The sequence below is a fragment of the Thiohalorhabdus sp. genome, assembly GCF_036628635.1.
Classification (GTDB): Bacteria; Pseudomonadota; Gammaproteobacteria; order Thiohalorhabdales; family Thiohalorhabdaceae; genus Thiohalorhabdus.
Map to the genome: position 1 here is coordinate 63,201 of NZ_JAZKRM010000009.1, position 17,580 is coordinate 80,780.

Sequence of the window (17,580 nt, forward strand, 5' to 3'; positions counted from 1 at the left end):
CGGCTTAGCCGGCCGTCATGGCCGCCGGCTGATGGGTTAGGCGGGTGATAAGCTCGGCCACGGTCTCCCGCATCTCCCGGCGGTCCACGATGGCATCAACTGCACCGTGCTCCTGGAGGAACTCGGCCTCCTGGAAACCCTCGGGCAGGGTCTCCTGAACGGTCTGCTGGATCACCCGGGGACCGGCGAAGCCGATCAGGGCCTTGGGCTCGGCCACGATGACATCGCCAAGCATGGCCAGGCTGGCGGAGACACCACCCATGGTGGGGTCGGTGAGCACAGAAACGAAGGGCAGCCTGGCATCATCCAGCCTGCCAAGAGCGGCCGAGGTCTTACTCATTTGCATGAGGGAGAACAGGCCTTCCTGCATACGGGCACCCCCGCTGGCAGCGAAATTCACCAGAGGCACCTGGTCGGCAACGGCGCGATCGACACTGCGAACGAAGCGCTCGCCCACAACCGAGCCCATGGAGCCACCCATAAAACCGAAGTCAAAGGCGGAGGCAACCACCCCGTGGCCCAACAAATACCCCCGCATGGCCAGCAGGGCCTCGCTTTCACCGGTTTTTTTCTGGGCCTGGGAGAGCCGCTCCCGGTACTTCTTGGAGTCACGGAAGCGCAGCGGATCGTTGGAGGCTAGATTAGCCCCGATTTCCTCCCGTCCCTCCGCATCCATGAAATAGTCAAACCGCTTCCGGGCACTAAGGCGATTGTGATGGTCGCATTTAGGACAGACCTGAAGGCTGCGATCCAGATCTTTGCGGTACAGGATGGCCTGGCAGTCGGGACACTTGTCCCAAAGGCCCTCTGGAATGTTGCCCCCGTTGCTCTGCTTCTTTTTGATCTTGGGGGGCATGATCTTTTGGAACCAGCTCATGGTGGTTGCCTGTCCTGTTCCTTAGCGTTCACAGTCCGATTTGGGGCTGCAGGGCCGCAAAGCGCTGCTGGCACCATTTAGCTCGGCGTAACTGGGTGCCGGTCAACGCCGGCGCGGAGGTCGGCCACCTGTTGGCGCAGGGCGTTTTCCAAAAGGACTGGTTCGGCCTCGCCGAAATGCGCTTCCACGGTCCGGATGAGGGCGCTGCCCACCACCACGGCATCGGCGGCACCGGCCACGGCCTTCGCGGAGGCCGCATCTCGGACCCCGAAACCGACTGCCACGGGCAGGTCGGTCCGGGCTCGGATGGGGGCAACATGCTCCCTTACGTCCGCGGCATCTAGGCCGGCACCGCCGGTAACCCCGGTCATGGACACGTAGTACAAAAAACCCCGCGCTAGCTCCAGAATGGCCCCAAGACGCTCCGCCGAAGTAGTGGGGGCGGCCAAAAGGATAGGCGCCAAGCCCGCCTCGGGGAAGGGGCGGGTCCAATCTGCGGCCTCCTCCGGTGGCATATCCACGGTCAAGGCACCATCCACGCCGGCGGCCACCGCCTTCTCGGCGAAAACGGCCGGCCCCATGTGCTCGATGGGGTTGGCGTAGCCCATGAGCACCACCGGGGTGGAGGCATCCGCCTCGCGGAACTCGCGCACCATTGCCAGCACATCCTCGAGAGTGACGTCGTGGGCCAGTGCCCTTTCGGATGCCCGCTGGATCACGGGCCCGTCGGCCAGGGGATCGGAAAAGGGAACGCCCAGCTCCAGGACATCGGCGCCGGATTCGACCATGGCGTGCATGAGGGCTACGGTCCGATCCGGGGCGGGATCGCCAGCGGTGAGAAAGGTCACCAACCCTTTGCGGCCTTCCCCGCGGAGGTCCTGGAAACGCGATTCGATCCGGTTCATGCCTGGTCCTCCACCTCCGCCACGGTATCGATGTCCTTATCCCCGCGCCCAGAGAGGTTAACCAGAATGGCCTGACCCGGCCTCATCTCCGCGGCCATGCGCTCGGCCGCGGCCATTGCGTGCGAGGTCTCCAGCGCCGGCAGAATGCCCTCGGTAGCGGTAAGCCGTTTGAAAGCGGCCAAAGCCGCGTCGTCGTCCACCGTCTCGTAACGCACTCGCCCCAGGTCTTTGAGCTGGCTGTGCTCCGGGCCCACCCCTGGGTAGTCGAGCCCGGCGGAAATGGAGTGGGTGCCCAGGACTTGGCCGTGAGCGTCCTGCATCAGATAGCTGCGGGAACCGTGCAGTATGCCCGGGGCCCCTGCCGCAAGGGGCGCGGCGTGATGGCCACTGGCCAGCCCGTAGCCCCCGGCCTCCACGCCCACCATGGCAACGTCCGTATCATCCAGGAAGGGGTGGAATAGACCGATAGCGTTACTACCGCCACCCACGCACGCGATTAGGCTGTCGGGCAAACCGCCGATGGCTCGCTGGATCTGGTCACGGGCCTCCCAGCCGATGACTGCCTGAAAATCACGGACCATCACGGGATAGGGGTGGGGTCCGGCCACGGTGCCGATGACGTAGAAGGTGTCAGCGACGTTGGTGACCCAGTCACGCATGGCCTCGTTCATGGCGTCCTTGAGGGTGCGAGACCCGGACTCCACGGGGACCACCTCGGCGCCGAGCAGACGCATGCGGTAGACATTCACGGCTTGGCGGCGCATGTCCTCGGCACCCATGTAGATCACGCAGGCCAAGCCCAATCGGGCCGCCACGGTGGCGGTGGCGACGCCGTGCTGGCCGGCGCCGGTCTCCGCGATGATGCGCTGCTTACCCATATGGCGGGCAACCAGCCCCTGGCCGATGGTGTTGTTAATCTTGTGGGCGCCGGTGTGGGTCAGGTCCTCCCGCTTTAGGAAGATGCGCGCCCCGCCCACATCCCGGCTTAGCCGCCGCGCCTCGTACAGCGGCGTGGGCCGGCCCACGTAATGATCCAGCTCGGCGGCGAGCTCCGTTTGGAAATCCGGATCCTCGCGCAACCGGTCGTAGGCATCTTCCAGTTCTTGGAGCGGCGCCAGCAGGGTCTCGGAAACGAATTGCCCGCCGAAGATCCCGAAATGGCCACCCTCGTCGGGCCCCTTATCTATTGTCCGCATCCCGGACTCCTTGCACAAAGGCTTCTAGCCTTTCGGCCGATTTTACTCCGTGGCGTTCCTCCACCCCGCTGCTCACATCCAGCGCAAAGGGTCGCACGGTACGCACCGCCTCGACCACGTTCGCCGGCGTCAGCCCGCCCGCCAGGACCATCTCGGGTGCCAGATCCCCCGGAATCAACGACCACCGAAAGGTCTCCCCTGTGCCGCCGGCCTGTCCCGGCACGTAGGCATCCAGAAGCAGACGCCGGCCGCCGTAGCGGGCGGCGAGGTTTTCCAGGTCCGTCCCGGTCCCCATGCGAACCGCCTTGAGATAGCGCCGCCCGAACCCGGCACAAAACTCGGGCGATTCATGCCCGTGGAACTGCAGGATATCCAGAGGGCAACCGCTCAAGGCATTGGTTACCTGCTTGCCATCCGGGTCCACGAATAGGCCAACGGCACTGACAAAAGCCGGCAATTCGGCGCAGATGCCAGCCGCCTGGCCAACGCTGACCGCCCGGGGACTATCGGGGTGGAACACCAGGCCAATGGCGTCTGCGCCCGCTTCTACAGCCAGGCGGCCGTCGTCAGCAGAGGTGATGCCGCAGATTTTTATCCGTGTGCGACCCAATGGGATTGCGCCTCAGAACGCCGCCGGATCGAAACCGCCGGGGCCGATCCGCGGAGGCTCGGGAGCGCCGAGCTCGGAAGGGTAGTGCACGGCGGCGAAATAGAGCCCTTCGGGACGGGCCGTTGGCCCCGCCCATTCCCGGTTCCGGGACTCCCTTACCGCCGCGATCCACTCGGGATTCTGGCGGCCCAGGCCCACCTCGAGCAGGGACCCCACCATGATCCTGACCATATTGTACAGGAATGCGGTGGCACGCACCGCCACCCGAATCTCGGGACCCTGGGACCACACCGCTACCCGCTGGATATGGCGAACCGGATCGGTTGCCTGGCAACCGGCGGCACGGAAAGCGGAGCAATCATACGCTCCCTCCAGGTGGCGGGCGCCGGCTGCCATAGCATCGGCATCCAGAAGCCGGGGCACCCATGCCACCGCCCCGGCTTCCAGGCCCGGACGCCCCAACCGGCCCAGCACCCGATACAGATAGGTGCGGCCTTGGGCCGAACGGCGGGCGTCAAAAGCCGCCGGAACGGGACGGGCCGCCACAACGGAGGCGCCCTCGGGCAGATGCTTGTTGGTGCCCTGGATCCACGCCTTCGCGGGCCGGGGCTGAGGGGCATCGAAATGGACCACCAGCCCCAGGGCATGCACTCCGGCGTCGGTTCGCCCGGCGGCCATGGTACGAACCGGACCCTGGGCAACCCGGGCCAGGGCCGTCTCCAGGGCCTCCTGAACCCCAAGGGCATTCGCCTGGCGCTGCCAACCGTGAAAACGGGCGCCGTCGAACTCAACGAGCAGGGCCCAGCGACCGCCGACAGGCTCTTCGCTCATCCCCCCCTTACCGCCCCAAGCCAGATCAACAGACCGGCCCAAAGGAGGGCACCAGCCACGAGCAGGAAGTCAGGACCTTGCAGCGCTCCCAATTGCCGAACCTGGCCCGCCTGCCGCAGGTACAAAGCCTCGGCATTACGGTCCGCAGCCTCCCGAGCCCGCCTAAGAACCGCCCGTGCCGTCCCCGCCTCAAGCCGAAGGCGGCCAATAACGCCAGAATCCGATCGAATACGCATTCTCAAGGCATCGCGGACCCGCGACGCCTCCTGCTGCACGGGCTCCACCCGGTCCAAGGTCCAAGCCAAGAGTTGGCTGAAACGGCCCACCGGCAGCCCCAGCCGCGCCAGCGGGGCCAGTACCCAGGCCACTCCGGCTGCCAAATCGCTCACCGGGGTGGCCTGCACCAAAACGGCCACCATTGCCGCCATGAGCATTACCACTATCACCAGTTCCAGGCCATGGGTGAGTCCGCTCCGGGAAGGCCAGAAAGCACCTCCGCCGGGTACCAGGGACTCTCCGGGGGTAAACCATCCGTGGAGCAGGATAATGAAAAGGAAGACCCAGCGAAGCCGGGTCACCAAGAGGGTGAACGCTCGGGTGGCGCCGGGCGTTCGAGCGGCGGCAAGGGCCACCAACCCAGCCGTGGCCAGCAGACCGAAAGGGCTCCGCACCAGCAGCACCACGGTCGCGACCAGCAGCACAGCCACCACCTTGGCCCCGGGATGAAGGGCTAGCTGCCTTGCCAACCGCCTACCCGCCACACCCGCCTACCCGGTATGAAAAACCGTACGCCCCGCCGAAGCGGGACGCGCCAGCTGGGCTCACAAGGATGGGGTCAGGAAAGGGTGCTGAGCAGCTTCTGGGCCCGAGTCTGCTGATTCGGACCACCTCGATTACTTACCTCCTCCAACAGGCCACGGGCCGAGTCCTGGTCTCCCATATCGACCCAGGCCTGGGCCAGATCCAGCTTGATCTCGAGCTCGTCATCCGGACCGCCGCCACCGGAAGTGGGTCCCGAAAACGGGCTTTCTTCCCGGGCTGTATCAGCGCTGGGCTCGCCGGAGCCAGCCTGCCCACTCGTGCCTATGGAACGGATGGTAAGATCTTGCGCGGCTTCCTGCGTTTCCTCGGGTATGGAAGGCTCCGGCGTCGCCTCGGAGGCAGAATTTCCTTCTTCGCCACCAAGGTCGCGCTTTGCAAGGCCGGCGGCTACCTCGTCTTCCCCGCCGGAGAAAGCTTCGCTCTCCCCGGCATCGCCGACACCGAGTTCAAACGCCATCTCCTGTCCTTCGCTACGGCCCGCTTCCTCTTGCGCTACGGACGGGCTGGTCGGCTTCGCCGCCGAGGCCTGCTCACCCTCGGAGGCCGGACCCTCCGAGCTTTGCCCGGCGCCAAGAGCCTCCTCGGCCATTCCGAGATCGATCTCCAGCTCGGACTCCTCCCCTGCCTTATCGGCATCCGACGAGGGCTGAGAAGACTCGGACTCCTCCTCACCCCCAAGGTTCAGGTCCAGACCTTCTTCCGTCTCAACAGCCTCACCGGCCTCGCCCGGCAATGCCGAGGAAGTAGTTTCGTCGCCTTCCGGATCCAGACCCAGATCGAACTCCAGCTCCAAGTCGTCGTCGCCTCCTGCCTCTGAACCGGACGCGGCGGGCTCCTGGTCACTGGAGAGGCCCAGTTCCAGGGCTTCGTCCACCTCAGGACCCTCGCTACCTTCACCGGAGGCCGAGGTAGTGCGCGTTTGCGTATCTCCCTCATCTAGCCCCAGGTCGAACTCCAGTTCCGAGCCCTCATCGCCTTCAGCCACGGCTTCGGTGTCGCCATCGGAAACGGCGAGATCGCCCCCTTGTTCAGCGAGGTCAAAGCTCAGTTCCTCGCCTTCGTCGCCACCGGGAACTTCCTCGGAAGCGGCGGGCCCGGAGCCGGCTCCGTCGCTGCTATCCTGGAACGCGAGGTCCAGATCGTCCTTCGGCCCTTGCATTCCGGAGCCAACAGGGGCCTCGCTAGCTTCCGGAGCGACCACCTGCCCTTCGGAGGGAGGACCCTGGAGATCAAGCCCCTCAAAATCGAAGGCAGGAGGCCCGGCTTCGCTCACATCGGGCTCGCTGCCGAGGGCGGCGGTTGGCTGGGACTCACCCACCGAGCCCAAATCCTTTCCGAAACCCGCGAACAGAGGGCTTGCCGGGCTAAGGTGCCGCCCACGGTTCCGGATCTCCGCCTGCCAATCGGGCTTTTGGTCCCCGAGCTGGTCAAAAAGGCGCCCGGCCACCTCCTCGAACTGATCGGCATCCTCGTCCTGTTCGTAGAGATCCAGAAGACGCCCGTAAGCCGCCCAATTGGAGGGATTAACCGCCAAGGCCTGCCACAGGGTCGAGCGGGCCTGTTTGAGCTCCCCTGAAGCAGCCTGGGCATCGGCCTGGAGCAGGGGATCGGCAGTGGCTTCCTCCTCCGCACCGCTATCGGGATAGGATCCCGATCCCATCTCCCGCTGGACGGTCCGAAGCCGTAGCCAGAGGGCGATGACAGCCAGTAGAAGGAGCAGATTCACCCCGGCGACCAACCAGAGGATGTAACGATCCCGAGTGGGCATACCGGATCCGCCGGAGCCCTGATCGGCCAACCGTTCCATGGTGGCGTTTTTCTGGGCTACCAGCTTCTCCTGCTCGGCTAGGTTGCTTTGCAGCCCCTCGATCCGATTTTCCAGGGCGGTTACCGAGGCCTCGTTATCCGTCTGCTGGTTGTCGAGCCGCTCCTGGAGCTCGGTGACTCGATTCCTCAGATCCGCCACCATGGCCGCACTCTCGGTCGTGGCCTCGGCCCCGTCACCCTCCGACGATCCGGAAACCTTGTCACCGGAGGTTTCATCGTTGGCCTGGACGCCATCAGGACCGGCACCGTCCTGGGTGCCTTTCCCCTGGTTCGAGCCATTACTTTTATTGGCTTGTTCGGCCTCGCTCTCTTGCGGTGAACCTCCAGGGTTTTCTGCCTGCCCCGCTGAACCGTTAGCCAACGAATCTCCCGGCGAAGTAACCGGCTCCCGGTCGGGATTCTGGATGGATACCTTGAGCTGGTACCGTTCATGGCCCGGGTTGTTGTCGCTTTGAGGCTTACCCCGCTCCCGCCATTGTTTGCGCTGACGCCGGATGATTTCCCCGGCCTCGGGTTGCCGGTAGCTACGCACCTTGGACGCACTGGGAACCTCCAGCACGGCACCCTTCTTGACTAGGTTCATATTGCCGTCGATGAAGGCTTCGGAGTTGGCTTCCCAGGTCGCTACAATGGCCGCTTCCCGGGAGATCGAAGGATCCCGGCGCAAGCGCTCAACGATGGTGGCAAGGGTATCTCCGGAGCGTACCGGGCCGTACCGGTCCCGCTTGGCCCAACCCTCCGAAACGTCAACCTCAGGACGCTCCACCGCCGGTCCGCTTTCCTTCGAGCTCCCAGTGGGACGTTGACCATTTCCTTGCGCTGGCAGCTCCTTCATCCGGAGACGCGGCCGATCTTTAGCCCGACGGGCGGTCCGTTGCGCCGTCGCTGCCGAGGCCGGGGGCGCTTCTCCCCGGACGCCGGGCTCCGAGACCTGAGGCGGGTCCAGCGTCACCGTATACATCTTGAGGACCTGGTTGCCGTCACCACTGACTCGGAGCAAGACCTCGACCAACGGGGCTTCGATGGGGCGTTGGCTGGTAAGGCGAGCGACGGGGCTTCGACCATCCTCCAGGCGCACCTCGAGCCTGTTCAGGACCGCGGGACGGGACTTGCCCACCAGCTCGTAGTCGGACTCGGAACCGATAGCCACCTCTAGGCCTTCTAGGGATTCCCCGGGGCCGAGCCGAATGGGTACCGAACCCTGAAACGGGTTGCCGAGGCTCGACTTGACTTCCAAAGAGCCGAGCCCCAGCCCCCAGGCAACGGGGCTAATGGCCCAGAAACTTACAAAAACGGCCAGTGTAATCGCTCGCCTGCTTCGGGCCCCTATAAGGGTCCGACTAACGGCTTGAGCTCGCCCTACCTGGGGGGGGGTGGGCATTTGCCTCTCCTTTTCCCGACCTTGCAGGATCTTTTCTACCGCAGATGCACCCCGCTTAGCAACTCTAGCATTTGATCTGAATGGGCTACCAAGCAGAAACCATCCTCCTCTGTCAGAACTACGGTTTCAAATCCTGCTCAACAATCACTACAAGCCAGGCTTTTAACAAAAGCCCGGCTATTGCGCCAGGGTCTATTGGCGATACCCAAAGGCAAGGGAGGAAAAAACAGCGAAGATCTCGGGGTGGGTCGCGTTCCCGATCCAGGGGGATGGCCCGCGAATTGGTTATCACGAACACATCGTAGGCTATACAGTCTAAAGCTGTCCCGTCAGGAGGCGAAGGGTCCGGCGCACCGGCTCGGCGGCGCCCCATAAGAGCTGGTCTCCCACAGAGAAGGCATTGAGGAACTCACCTCCCATGCGCATCTTGCGCAGGCGGCCAACCGGAACCTCCAGGGTGCCGGTGGCCGCTGCCGGGGTGAGCCCGCCCATTGAAGGCTCCTTGTCGTTGCGGACTACACGCACCCAGTCATTGGCCTGCGCCAAAAGCGTTTCCACCTCGTCGATGGGGACGTCCCGGCTAAGCTTGATAGTGAAGGCCTGGGCATGGGAGCGCATGGCGCCGATGCGCACGCAGGTGCCGTCAAGGGGCACGGGATTGCCATGGCGGCCTAGGATTTTGTTGGTCTCCTCGGAGCCCTTCCACTCCTCCTTGCTCTGGCCGTTTTCCATGGGCTTATCGATCCAGGGGATCAGACTGCCGGCCAGAGGCACTCCAAAATTGTCGTCCGGGAAGTCCTCCGAGCGCATGCGCTCGGTGACGGCGCGATCCATCTCCAGGATGCCCGCGGCAGGGTCCTTGAGCCGGTCGCCGGCGGCGTCCCGAAGCTCCCCCATCTGGGCCACCAGTTCGCGCATGTGCTGGGCCCCCGAGCCGGATGCGGCCTGATAAGTCATGGCCGTCATCCATTCCACCAGCCCTTCCCGGAACAGTCCGCCCAGGGCCATTAGCATGAGGCTGACCGTGCAGTTGCCGCCCACGAAGGTCCGGTAACCGTCGTCGATGGCCCGCTCCATGCCCTCCCGGTTAACCGGATCGAGGACAATAAAGCTGTCTTCGGCCATGCGCAGGGTGGAGGCGGCGTCGATCCAATATCCCTCCCAGCCCGAGGCCCGCAGGGGCTCATAAACCTGCTCAGTGTAATCACCCCCCTGGGTGGTGAGGATGGCGTCCATGGCCCGGAGAGCCTCGATGTCGCCGGCATCCTGGAGATCCGGAACCTCCCTGCCGATATCGGGCCCGGGCTGGCCGGCCTGGGAGGTGGAGAAGAAAACCGGCTCGATCCCACCGAAGTCCCCCTCCTCCAGCATGCGCTGCATCAGGACGGAGCCCACCATGCCCCGCCAGCCGACGAAACCAACCCGCTTCACATTGCCGTGCGCCATGGCATCCCTACCTATGTGGTTCCTACCGGAACGGCTATTCGCGCAGGGCCGCGATTACCGCGTCACCCATTTCGGCCGTGCCCACCGCCTCGCCGTTCCCAGCGATATCGGGCGTACGCCAGCCATCGGCCAGGACCCGCGCTACCGCGCCCTCCACCCGATCGGCCAAGGGGGCCTCGTTAAGGCTGTAGCGCAGCATCATGGCAACCGAGAGGATGGTGGCCAGGGGATTGGCCTGCCCCGTACCGGCGATATCGGGAGCCGATCCGTGAATGGGCTCATACATGCCGGCCCCTTCCTGGTTAAGTGAGGCGCTTGGCAGCAAACCGATGGACCCGGTGAGCATGCTGGCCTCGTCGGAGAGGATGTCACCGAACATGTTGGTGGTGACCATGACGTCGAACTGGCTCGGGGCGCGCACCAGCTGCATGGCGGCGTTGTCCACGTACATGTGGGATAGCGCCACATCCGGGTAATCGCGCTCGCCCAGCTCCGTGATCACCTCCCGCCACAGCTCGGTGGCCTCCAGCACGTTGGCCTTGTCCACGCTGCACACCCGCCCCGAGCGCTTGCGGGCGATATCGAAGGCAACCCAGCCGATACGCTCGATCTCGTCGGAGGTATAGACCAGGGTGTTCACCCCCCGTCGGCGGCCGTCGGCAAGCTCCTCCACGCCGCTGGGCTCGCCGAAGTAGATGCCCCCGGTAAGCTCGCGCACCACCATGATGTCGATACCGGCCACCACTTCGGGCCGCAGCGCGGAGGCCTCCACCAGCTCGGGGAAGGCCTTGGCGGGCCGGAGATTGGCGAACAGGCCCAGCTCCTTGCGCAGCCCCAGCAGGGCCCGCTCGGGACGAACACTGTGGTCCAGGGCCTCCCATCGGGGCCCGCCCACGGCCCCCAGCAGGACCGCTTCCGCCGACTGGGCCAGCTCCAGGGTGGCCGCCGGCAGCGGATGGCCGGTCTCGTCATAGGCGGTGCCGCCAACCGCGGCCTCGTCCCAGGCCACCTCCAGGCCGAAGTCGTCACGCAGGGCGGTCAGCACCTTGACGGCCTCGGCCACGATGTCGGGGCCGATGCCGTCGCCCGGGAGGATGGCGAGCTTGTGCGTCATGGGGGTCCTTTCTTCAAGGGGTTGTCCCAGGGTGTCTGCCCTATCGCTGCGCCTCGAACACCCAGGGCCGGTTCTCGTGGTGACCACCCTCGAAGGCGGCGATGGCCGCATCACGCTCCAGGGTCAGGCCGATGTCGTCGAGGCCGTGGTAGAGCATGTGCTTCTTGTGCGCGTCCACCTCGAAGGGAATCACCTCCCCACTCGGGGTTGTAATGGTCTGGGCGGCCAGGTCCACGTCCAGCTCGTACCCGGGCTGGTCCGCCACCTCCTGGAACAGGCGAGCCACCGTTTCGGCGTCCAGGGTAATGGTCAGGATGCCGTTCTTGGTGCAGTTGTTGGCGAAGATGTCGGCGAAGCTGGGCGCAATGATGACCCGGAAGCCGTAATCGGCCAGGGCCCAGGGCGCATGCTCGCGGGAGCTGCCGCAGCCGAAGTTCTCCCGGGTGAGCAGGATGGTTGCCCCCCGGGAGCGCTGCTGGTTGAGCACGAAGTCCGGGTTCTCCGGCCGCGCGCTATTGTCCTTGCCCGGGGCGCCCTCGTCCAGGTAACGCCACTCATCGAACAGGTTGGGCCCGAATCCGGTGCGCTCGATGGACTTCAGAAACTGCTTGGGGATGATGGCGTCGGTGTCCACATTGGCGCGGTCCAGCGGCGCCACCAGGCCTTTCATGCGGGTGAACGGTTCCATTTTTCTCCCAAAATGGCGGAAGCGGCTAACCGCCAAGTACGCCAAGCGGTAAAGAAGGCGTTGGGATCACCCCGGACCGGCTTGAAGGGGTTTTGCCTTCCTTGCCGTTCCTGGCGTCCTTGGCGGTTCCCAGCTTTTTTCAGTTCTCGTCGGTAACCTGGCGGACGTCGGCGAAGTGACCGGCGATGGCGGCGGCAGCGGCCATGGTGGGGCTCACCAGATGGGTTCGCCCACCTCGGCCCTGGCGCCCCTCGAAGTTGCGATTGGAGGTGGAGGCGCAGCGCTCGCCGGGCTCCAGCCGGTCGTCGTTCATGGCCAGGCACATGGAGCACCCGGGCTCGCGCCATTCGAACCCGGCCTCGACAAAAACCCGGTCCAGGCCTTCTTCCTCGGCCTGCTGCTTTACCAGGCCCGAACCGGGAACCACCATGGCGTCGACGCCCTCGGCCACCTTGTGGCCGTCCACCACCGCGGCGGCGACGCGCAGGTCCTCGATGCGGGCATTGGTGCAGGAGCCGATGAACACCCGATCCACGCCGATCTCGCGCATGGGAAGGCCCGGCTCCAGGCCCATGTAGGCCAGGGCATTGGCCATTGCCGAGCGCTTCACCGGATCCACCTCCTGGGCCGGGTCGGGGACGTCACCGGTCACCGGCGCCGTCATCTCCGGCGAGGTCCCCCAGGTCACCTCAGGAACCAATTCGGCGGCGTCCAGGCTCACCTCGGCTTCGAAGGCAGCGTCGCCGTCGGAGATCATGCCCTCCCATTCGGCCACGGCGGCGTCCCAGGTCGCCCCCGTGGGCGCATAGGGACGGCCGCGGAAGTACTCGATGGTCTTGTCGTCCACCGCCACCATGCCCGCGCGCGCGCCGGCCTCGATGGCCATGTTGCAGATGGTCATGCGGCCTTCCACGGAGAGATTCCGGATCGCCTCGCCGGCGAACTCGATGGCGTAGCCGGTACCGCCGGCGGTGCCGATCTGGCCGATCACGGCCAGGATAATGTCCTTGGCGCTGACACCGGCGGGCAGGCGGCCGTTGACGGTAACCCGCATAGCCTTGGGCTTGCGCTGCGGCAGGGTCTGTGTGGCCAGGACATGCTCCACCTCGGAAGTGCCGATACCGAAGGCCAGGCAGCCGAAGGCGCCGTGGGTGGAGGTGTGGCTGTCGCCGCAGACCACGGTCATGCCCGGGAGGACGATGCCTTCCTCGGGCCCGATGACGTGGACGATCCCCTGGCGGGGATCATCCATCTTGAACTCGGTGATGCCGAATTCGGCACAGTTGCGGTCAAGCGCCGCCACCTGCTCGGCCGATACGGGGTCGTCGATGCCCTCCGAGCGGTCAGTGGTGGGCACATTATGGTCGGGCACGGCAAAGGTCAGCTCCGGCCTCCGGACCGTGCGCCCGGTAAGCCGAAGGCCTTCGAAGGCCTGCGGACTGGTCACTTCATGCACCAAATGACGGTCGATGTAGAGCAGGGACATGCCGTTGTCGTCGGTCTCGACGACGTGGCCGTCCCACAGCTTGTCCAGCAGGGTCTTACCGGGCATTGGTCTGGTCCATTGTTCAAGCAAAGGCTACGGCAGATCCGCAGATGACGCCGATGGCGCAGATGACCGCAGGGAATTGCCTGGGGCCGGGACCTTCCCGGGCACCCGGGCTTACTTAAACCCCGAAAGCCGCCATACGCCACAACCCAGCATCACTTCGTTTCTGCCGCTTTCATCTGCGTTCATCTGCGCCATCTGCGGATAACGCCTTTAGCCATATCTCGGGCACCCCTCACGCCTCAAGGACGCTAGAGCTGCGGATGCTCCGCCGGGGGCTCGCCCATGAGCTTGTTGAGGGCATTGACGTAGGCCTTTACCGAGGCCGCCACGATGTCGGTGTCCGCCCCCTGGCCGTTGACGATGCGGCCGCCCCGCTCCAGGCGAACGGTTACCTCGCCCTGGGCATCGGTGCCGCCGGTAATGGCGTTGACCGAGTACAGTTTGAGCTCGGCATCCACCTCCGTGATGGTCTCCACCGCCTTGAAGGCGGCATCCACCGGACCATCCCCGGCAACCGTGGCGGAGTCCTGGTGGCCGTCCACCTCCAGCCTGACCCGTGCTTCGGGGATTTGGTCGGTTTCGGAGCATACATTGAGGTCCACCAGCTTGTAACGCTCGGAGGCCCGGGTGATCTCGTCGTTGACCAGGGCCAGCAGGTCTTCGTCGAAGATCTCCCGCTTCTTGTCGGCCAGCGCCTTGAACCGCTCGAAGGTGGCCTCGAACTCGTCGCCGTCCAGGTGGACGCCGAGCTCCTCCAGCCGGGTACGGAAGGCATTGCGGCCGGAGAGCTTGCCCAGGACCATGCGGTTGCGCTTCCAGCCCACGCTCTCCGCCGTCATGATCTCGTAGGTCTGACGCTCCTTGAGCACTCCATCCTGGTGGATACCCGATTCGTGGGCGAAGGCGTTGGCGCCGACAATGGCCTTGTTGTTCTGTACCGCGAACCCTGAGACGGTGGCCACCAGGCGGCTGGTGGGCACGATCTCGGTGGTCTCGATGCGAGTGTCCACCCCGAAGTGGTCGGACCGGGTGCGCAGCGCCATGACCACCTCCTCCATGGCGGCGTTGCCGGCCCGCTCGCCCAGACCGTTGACGGTGCATTCCACCTGCCGGGCGCCGTTGGCCACCGCGCCCAGAGAGTTGGCCACGGCTAGGCCCAGATCGTTGTGGCAATGTACCGAAAAGGTTGCCTTATCGCTGTTTGGCACACGCTCGCGAAGCATGCGGATGCGTTCGCCGAACTCGCCGGGCATGGCGAAGCCCACGGTATCCGGGATATTGATGGTGGTGGCGCCGGCGTCGATGGCCGCCTCCACGATCCGGCACAGGAAATCGTTGTCCGTGCGGCCGGCGTCCTCGGCGGAGAACTCGACATTATCGGTGTGGCCCCGGGCCCGTTTGACTGCCGCCACCGCCATCTCCTGGACCTCGTCCTGGCTCATCTTGAGCTTGGCTCGCAGGTGGATGTCGCTGGTGGCGATGAAGGTGTGGATACGCGGATCACCGGCGCCGGCGAGGGCCTCTCCGGCACCGTCGATATCGGCCTCCCGGGCCCGGGCCAGGCCGCAAATCTGGCAATCGCGGATCTCGTCGGCGATGGCCTTCACTGAGGCGAAATCGCCTTCCGAGGCCGAAGGGAAGCCGGCCTCGATCACGTCGACATGCAGCCGCTCCAGGGCGCGGGCGATTTGCATCTTCTCGTCGGCATTCATGGAGGCGCCGGGGCTCTGTTCCCCGTCGCGCAGGGTGGTATCGAAGATCTGTACTCGGTCCGCCATCAGGCAGCCCTCCGCTCAAGCATCCGTAGGGTTACGGAAACTGGGAATTTCGGCCCGGCGTCGCTGGACGCCGCTTTTGGCGCGGCTCGCGGCAACCGCGGCGCGCCCGGGCCGGAGTTTCGGTTGCGAAACGGAAGCGGGGTTACGCGCGTAGGAGGCGCGGTAGCCGTAGCGGGAGGCAGGATAGGCTTTGCGGCAGGTGGGGCTGGCTGAGCCGGGACACAGAAGTCCCCGGACCGCCGTGGCGGCCGGCTTCGGAGTAGCGCGGGCTTACGCCCTCAATCGCTGACGCTGCCATTGGTCAAGTCCCCTGCACATGGATCCTTGTATGATCCCAAAAAGCTATTGTTCCCGGTCCGAGCTGTCAACCTCGGAGCGGGCACGACGCTCCCGCCGCCGTTGGCGGAGCTGGAAGACGGTGGCCACCGGACCGGCCAGGGCATACACAAAGAAGAACCCGAACAGCACCAGCGGCGGATGCACCGCTACCAGGATGAGCAGTCCGACGATGAGGACCGCGACCGGGAACGGCACGCGATAACGGAGATCGGCGTCCTTGAAGCTCCGGTAGCGGATATTGCTTACCATCAGCAATGCAATGACGTAGACCGCTACCAGGGCCACCAAGTTCACCCAGAAGCCCGAAAAACCGGCTTCCTCCACGAACAACACCCACGTGGCCAGGGTGGCCGCACCGGCCGGTACCGGCAGACCTTGGAAAAACCGTTTTTCCTTGACCGCGCTCTGGGTATTGAAACGGGCCAGACGGAGCCCGGCACAGGCCGTGAAAAGAAAGCCGCCGAGCCAGCCCACATTGTCGAAGGGCTGCAACGCCCACTGGTAGATCAGCACCGCCGGGGCCAAGCCGAAGCTAACGGCGTCCGAGATGCTGTCGTACTCGGCCCCGAAGTCAGTCTCCGCCCCGATCAGCCGCGCCACCCGACCGTCCAGCCCGTCGAAGACCAGGGCCACAAGGGCGGCTACCGCCGCCGGCACGAAATCCCCCTCCACCGACTTGACTACGGCAAAGAACCCTGCGAACAGGGCCGCAGTGGTCAGCAGGTTGGGCAGCAGATAAACCCCCTTGCTAGTGTCCCGTTTCATAAGTGCGTTGCCTTTCTGCGAGTCGAGATGGCGGGTGCCGCAAGGAGCCGGGCCGCAGGCGGCCTCCCTGCCCGTCAAGGACCGGTGACGCCGCGCCGTCCGCCATCTCGGCTCGCCCGCAGGGAGCCCCTGCGCCGGCCCAGCGCTGCGTTGCGCCGCCTCGACGTGGGGCCGCCACGCCTTCGTCGGCGCGCCTTGCTCTGAACCGGCGCAGGAAGCTCAGAAAGGTAACGCACTTATGAGACGGGACACTCGAGCTGCGGGGCGCTTCATGGACCTCCCTCTCGCCGAAATGACGAGGCCCGGCCTGATCGCCGGGGCCCCCGCGTGACCGGCTTCCGCGGCTAGTTCTTTTCCTCGTCGACCAGCTTGCCGGCGCCCATGAATTTCATCTGCGAGCGCAGACGTTCGCCCACCTCCTCGATAGGATGCTCGCGGGCCAGGCGCCGGGAGGACTGCAGCTTGGGCGTGCCGGCCTGATTCTCCAGGATGTACTCCTTGGCGAAGGTGCCGTCCTGGATCTCGCCGAGGACTTTGCGCATTTCCTCCTTGACGTCCTCGTTGATCAAGCGCCGGCCCCGGCTGAAATCGCCGTACTCGGCGGTGTTGGAGATAGAGTAGCGCATATTGGCGATACCGCCCTCGTAGAGCAGGTCGACGATGAGCTTCATCTCGTGCAGGCATTCGAAGTACGCCATCTCCGGGGCGTAGCCTGCCTCGGTAAGGGTCTCGAAGCCCGACTGGATCAGGGCCGACAGACCGCCGCAGAGAACCGCCTGCTCGCCGAACAGGTCCGTCTCGGTCTCTTCCCGGAAAGTGGTCTCGATGACCCCGGCGCGAGTGCCGCCGTTAGCCCGGCTGTAGGACAGCGCGATGTCGCGGGCCTGACCGGAAGCGTCGGCCTCGATGGCGATCAGGTTGGGCACCCCGCTGCCTTGGGTGTAGGTGGCGCGAACGGTGTGGCCCGGGCCCTTGGGGGCGACCATGAACACGTCCAGGTCGGACCGGGGCACGACCTGGCCGTAGTTGATGTTGAAACCGTGGGCGAAGGCGAGGGCGCCGCCCTGCTTGAGGTTGGGCTCGATCTGGCCGTAGTAAAGCGCCTTCTGGTGCTCGTCCGGGGCCAGGACCATGACCACGTCGGCGGCGGCGGTGGCCTCCTCGATTGGGGCCACATTGAGCCCGGCGGCCTCGGCCTTGGCCCATGATCCGGAGCCGGGGCGCAGCCCCACGGTAACGCTAACCCCGGATTCGGCGAGGTTGTTGGCATGGGCATGGCCCTGGGAGCCGTAGCCGATGATGGCCACCCCCTTGCCCTGGATGAGGGAGAGGTCGGCGTCCTGGTCGTAATACACCTTCATGGCGGGTCCTTTGATCGAAGTTTTAAGTTTTGGGATCGGACCATCAGTCCGGACCAGCTTTCAGTAGGTGGTAGAGGTGTTCAACCAC

At 65.3% G+C, this 17,580-nt stretch carries 14 protein-coding genes; all 14 read right to left on the minus strand.

All coding sequences use genetic code 11. The features are described from left to right. Positions 1-4 precede the first annotated feature (4 nt). The 14 genes from accD to ilvC all read right to left on the minus strand — a co-directional run bounded on the left by accD (position 5) and on the right by ilvC (position 17,492). Positions 5-877 (minus strand): acetyl-CoA carboxylase, carboxyltransferase subunit beta, encoded by an 873-nt coding sequence (gene accD / locus V5A19_RS04925; protein ID WP_332318131.1) that lies wholly within the window; start codon positions 875-877, stop codon positions 5-7. Positions 878-954: 77 nt separating this feature from the next. Next, positions 955-1,782 (minus strand): tryptophan synthase subunit alpha, encoded by an 828-nt coding sequence (gene trpA / locus V5A19_RS04930; protein ID WP_332318132.1) that lies wholly within the window; start codon positions 1,780-1,782, stop codon positions 955-957. Next, positions 1,779-2,978: a tryptophan synthase subunit beta gene (trpB, locus tag V5A19_RS04935; protein WP_332318133.1), complete on the minus strand. Its 1,200-nt coding sequence runs from the start codon at positions 2,976-2,978 to the stop codon at positions 1,779-1,781. Before trpB ends, trpA begins: the two co-directional genes overlap by 4 nt. Continuing rightward, entirely contained in the window at positions 2,962-3,588 is a 627-nt protein-coding gene (locus tag V5A19_RS04940) for a phosphoribosylanthranilate isomerase (RefSeq protein WP_332318134.1), read from the minus strand. Before V5A19_RS04940 ends, trpB begins: the two co-directional genes overlap by 17 nt. 12 nt (positions 3,589-3,600) lie before the next feature. Further along, the gene (gene truA / locus V5A19_RS04945) at positions 3,601-4,419 is read right to left on the minus strand and encodes a tRNA pseudouridine(38-40) synthase TruA (protein ID WP_332318135.1); all 819 of its coding nucleotides are present in this window, start codon (positions 4,417-4,419) and stop codon (positions 3,601-3,603) included. Further along, entirely contained in the window at positions 4,416-5,165 is a 750-nt protein-coding gene (locus V5A19_RS04950; protein ID WP_332327723.1) for an energy-coupling factor transporter transmembrane component T, read from the minus strand. Before V5A19_RS04950 ends, truA begins: the two co-directional genes overlap by 4 nt. 89 nt (positions 5,166-5,254) lie before the next feature. After that, positions 5,255-8,449 carry a FimV/HubP family polar landmark protein gene (locus V5A19_RS04955; protein ID WP_443081414.1) on the minus strand — a complete coding sequence of 1,065 codons (3,195 nt, stop codon included), beginning with the start codon at positions 8,447-8,449 and terminating at the stop codon, positions 5,255-5,257. A gap of 315 nt (positions 8,450-8,764) precedes the next feature. Next, positions 8,765-9,880, minus strand: coding sequence for an aspartate-semialdehyde dehydrogenase (gene asd, locus V5A19_RS04960; protein WP_332318150.1), 1,116 nt, complete (start codon positions 9,878-9,880; stop codon positions 8,765-8,767). A gap of 49 nt (positions 9,881-9,929) precedes the next feature. Beyond that, positions 9,930-11,009, minus strand: a complete 1,080-nt coding sequence (gene leuB, locus V5A19_RS04965; RefSeq protein ID WP_332318139.1) for a 3-isopropylmalate dehydrogenase — start codon at positions 11,007-11,009, stop codon at positions 9,930-9,932. A 40-nt stretch (positions 11,010-11,049) separates the two neighbouring features. Then, a complete protein-coding gene (gene leuD / locus V5A19_RS04970; protein WP_332318140.1) occupies positions 11,050-11,697 on the minus strand; it encodes a 3-isopropylmalate dehydratase small subunit in 648 nt (215 codons plus the stop codon). 139 nt (positions 11,698-11,836) lie between these two features. Beyond that, positions 11,837-13,249 (minus strand): 3-isopropylmalate dehydratase large subunit, encoded by a 1,413-nt coding sequence (leuC, locus tag V5A19_RS04975; RefSeq protein WP_332318141.1) that lies wholly within the window; start codon positions 13,247-13,249, stop codon positions 11,837-11,839. Positions 13,250-13,497: 248 nt separating this feature from the next. Then, positions 13,498-15,027 carry a 2-isopropylmalate synthase gene (locus V5A19_RS04980; protein WP_332318142.1) on the minus strand — a complete coding sequence of 510 codons (1,530 nt, stop codon included), beginning with the start codon at positions 15,025-15,027 and terminating at the stop codon, positions 13,498-13,500. A gap of 342 nt (positions 15,028-15,369) precedes the next feature. After that, positions 15,370-16,131, minus strand: coding sequence for a CDP-diacylglycerol--serine O-phosphatidyltransferase (gene pssA, locus V5A19_RS04985; protein WP_332318143.1), 762 nt, complete (start codon positions 16,129-16,131; stop codon positions 15,370-15,372). Between the two features lie 344 nt (positions 16,132-16,475). Next, on the minus strand, positions 16,476-17,492 hold the full coding sequence (gene ilvC / locus V5A19_RS04990) for a ketol-acid reductoisomerase (protein WP_332318144.1): 1,017 nt from the start codon (positions 17,490-17,492) through the stop codon (positions 16,476-16,478). Positions 17,493-17,580 lie beyond the last annotated feature (88 nt).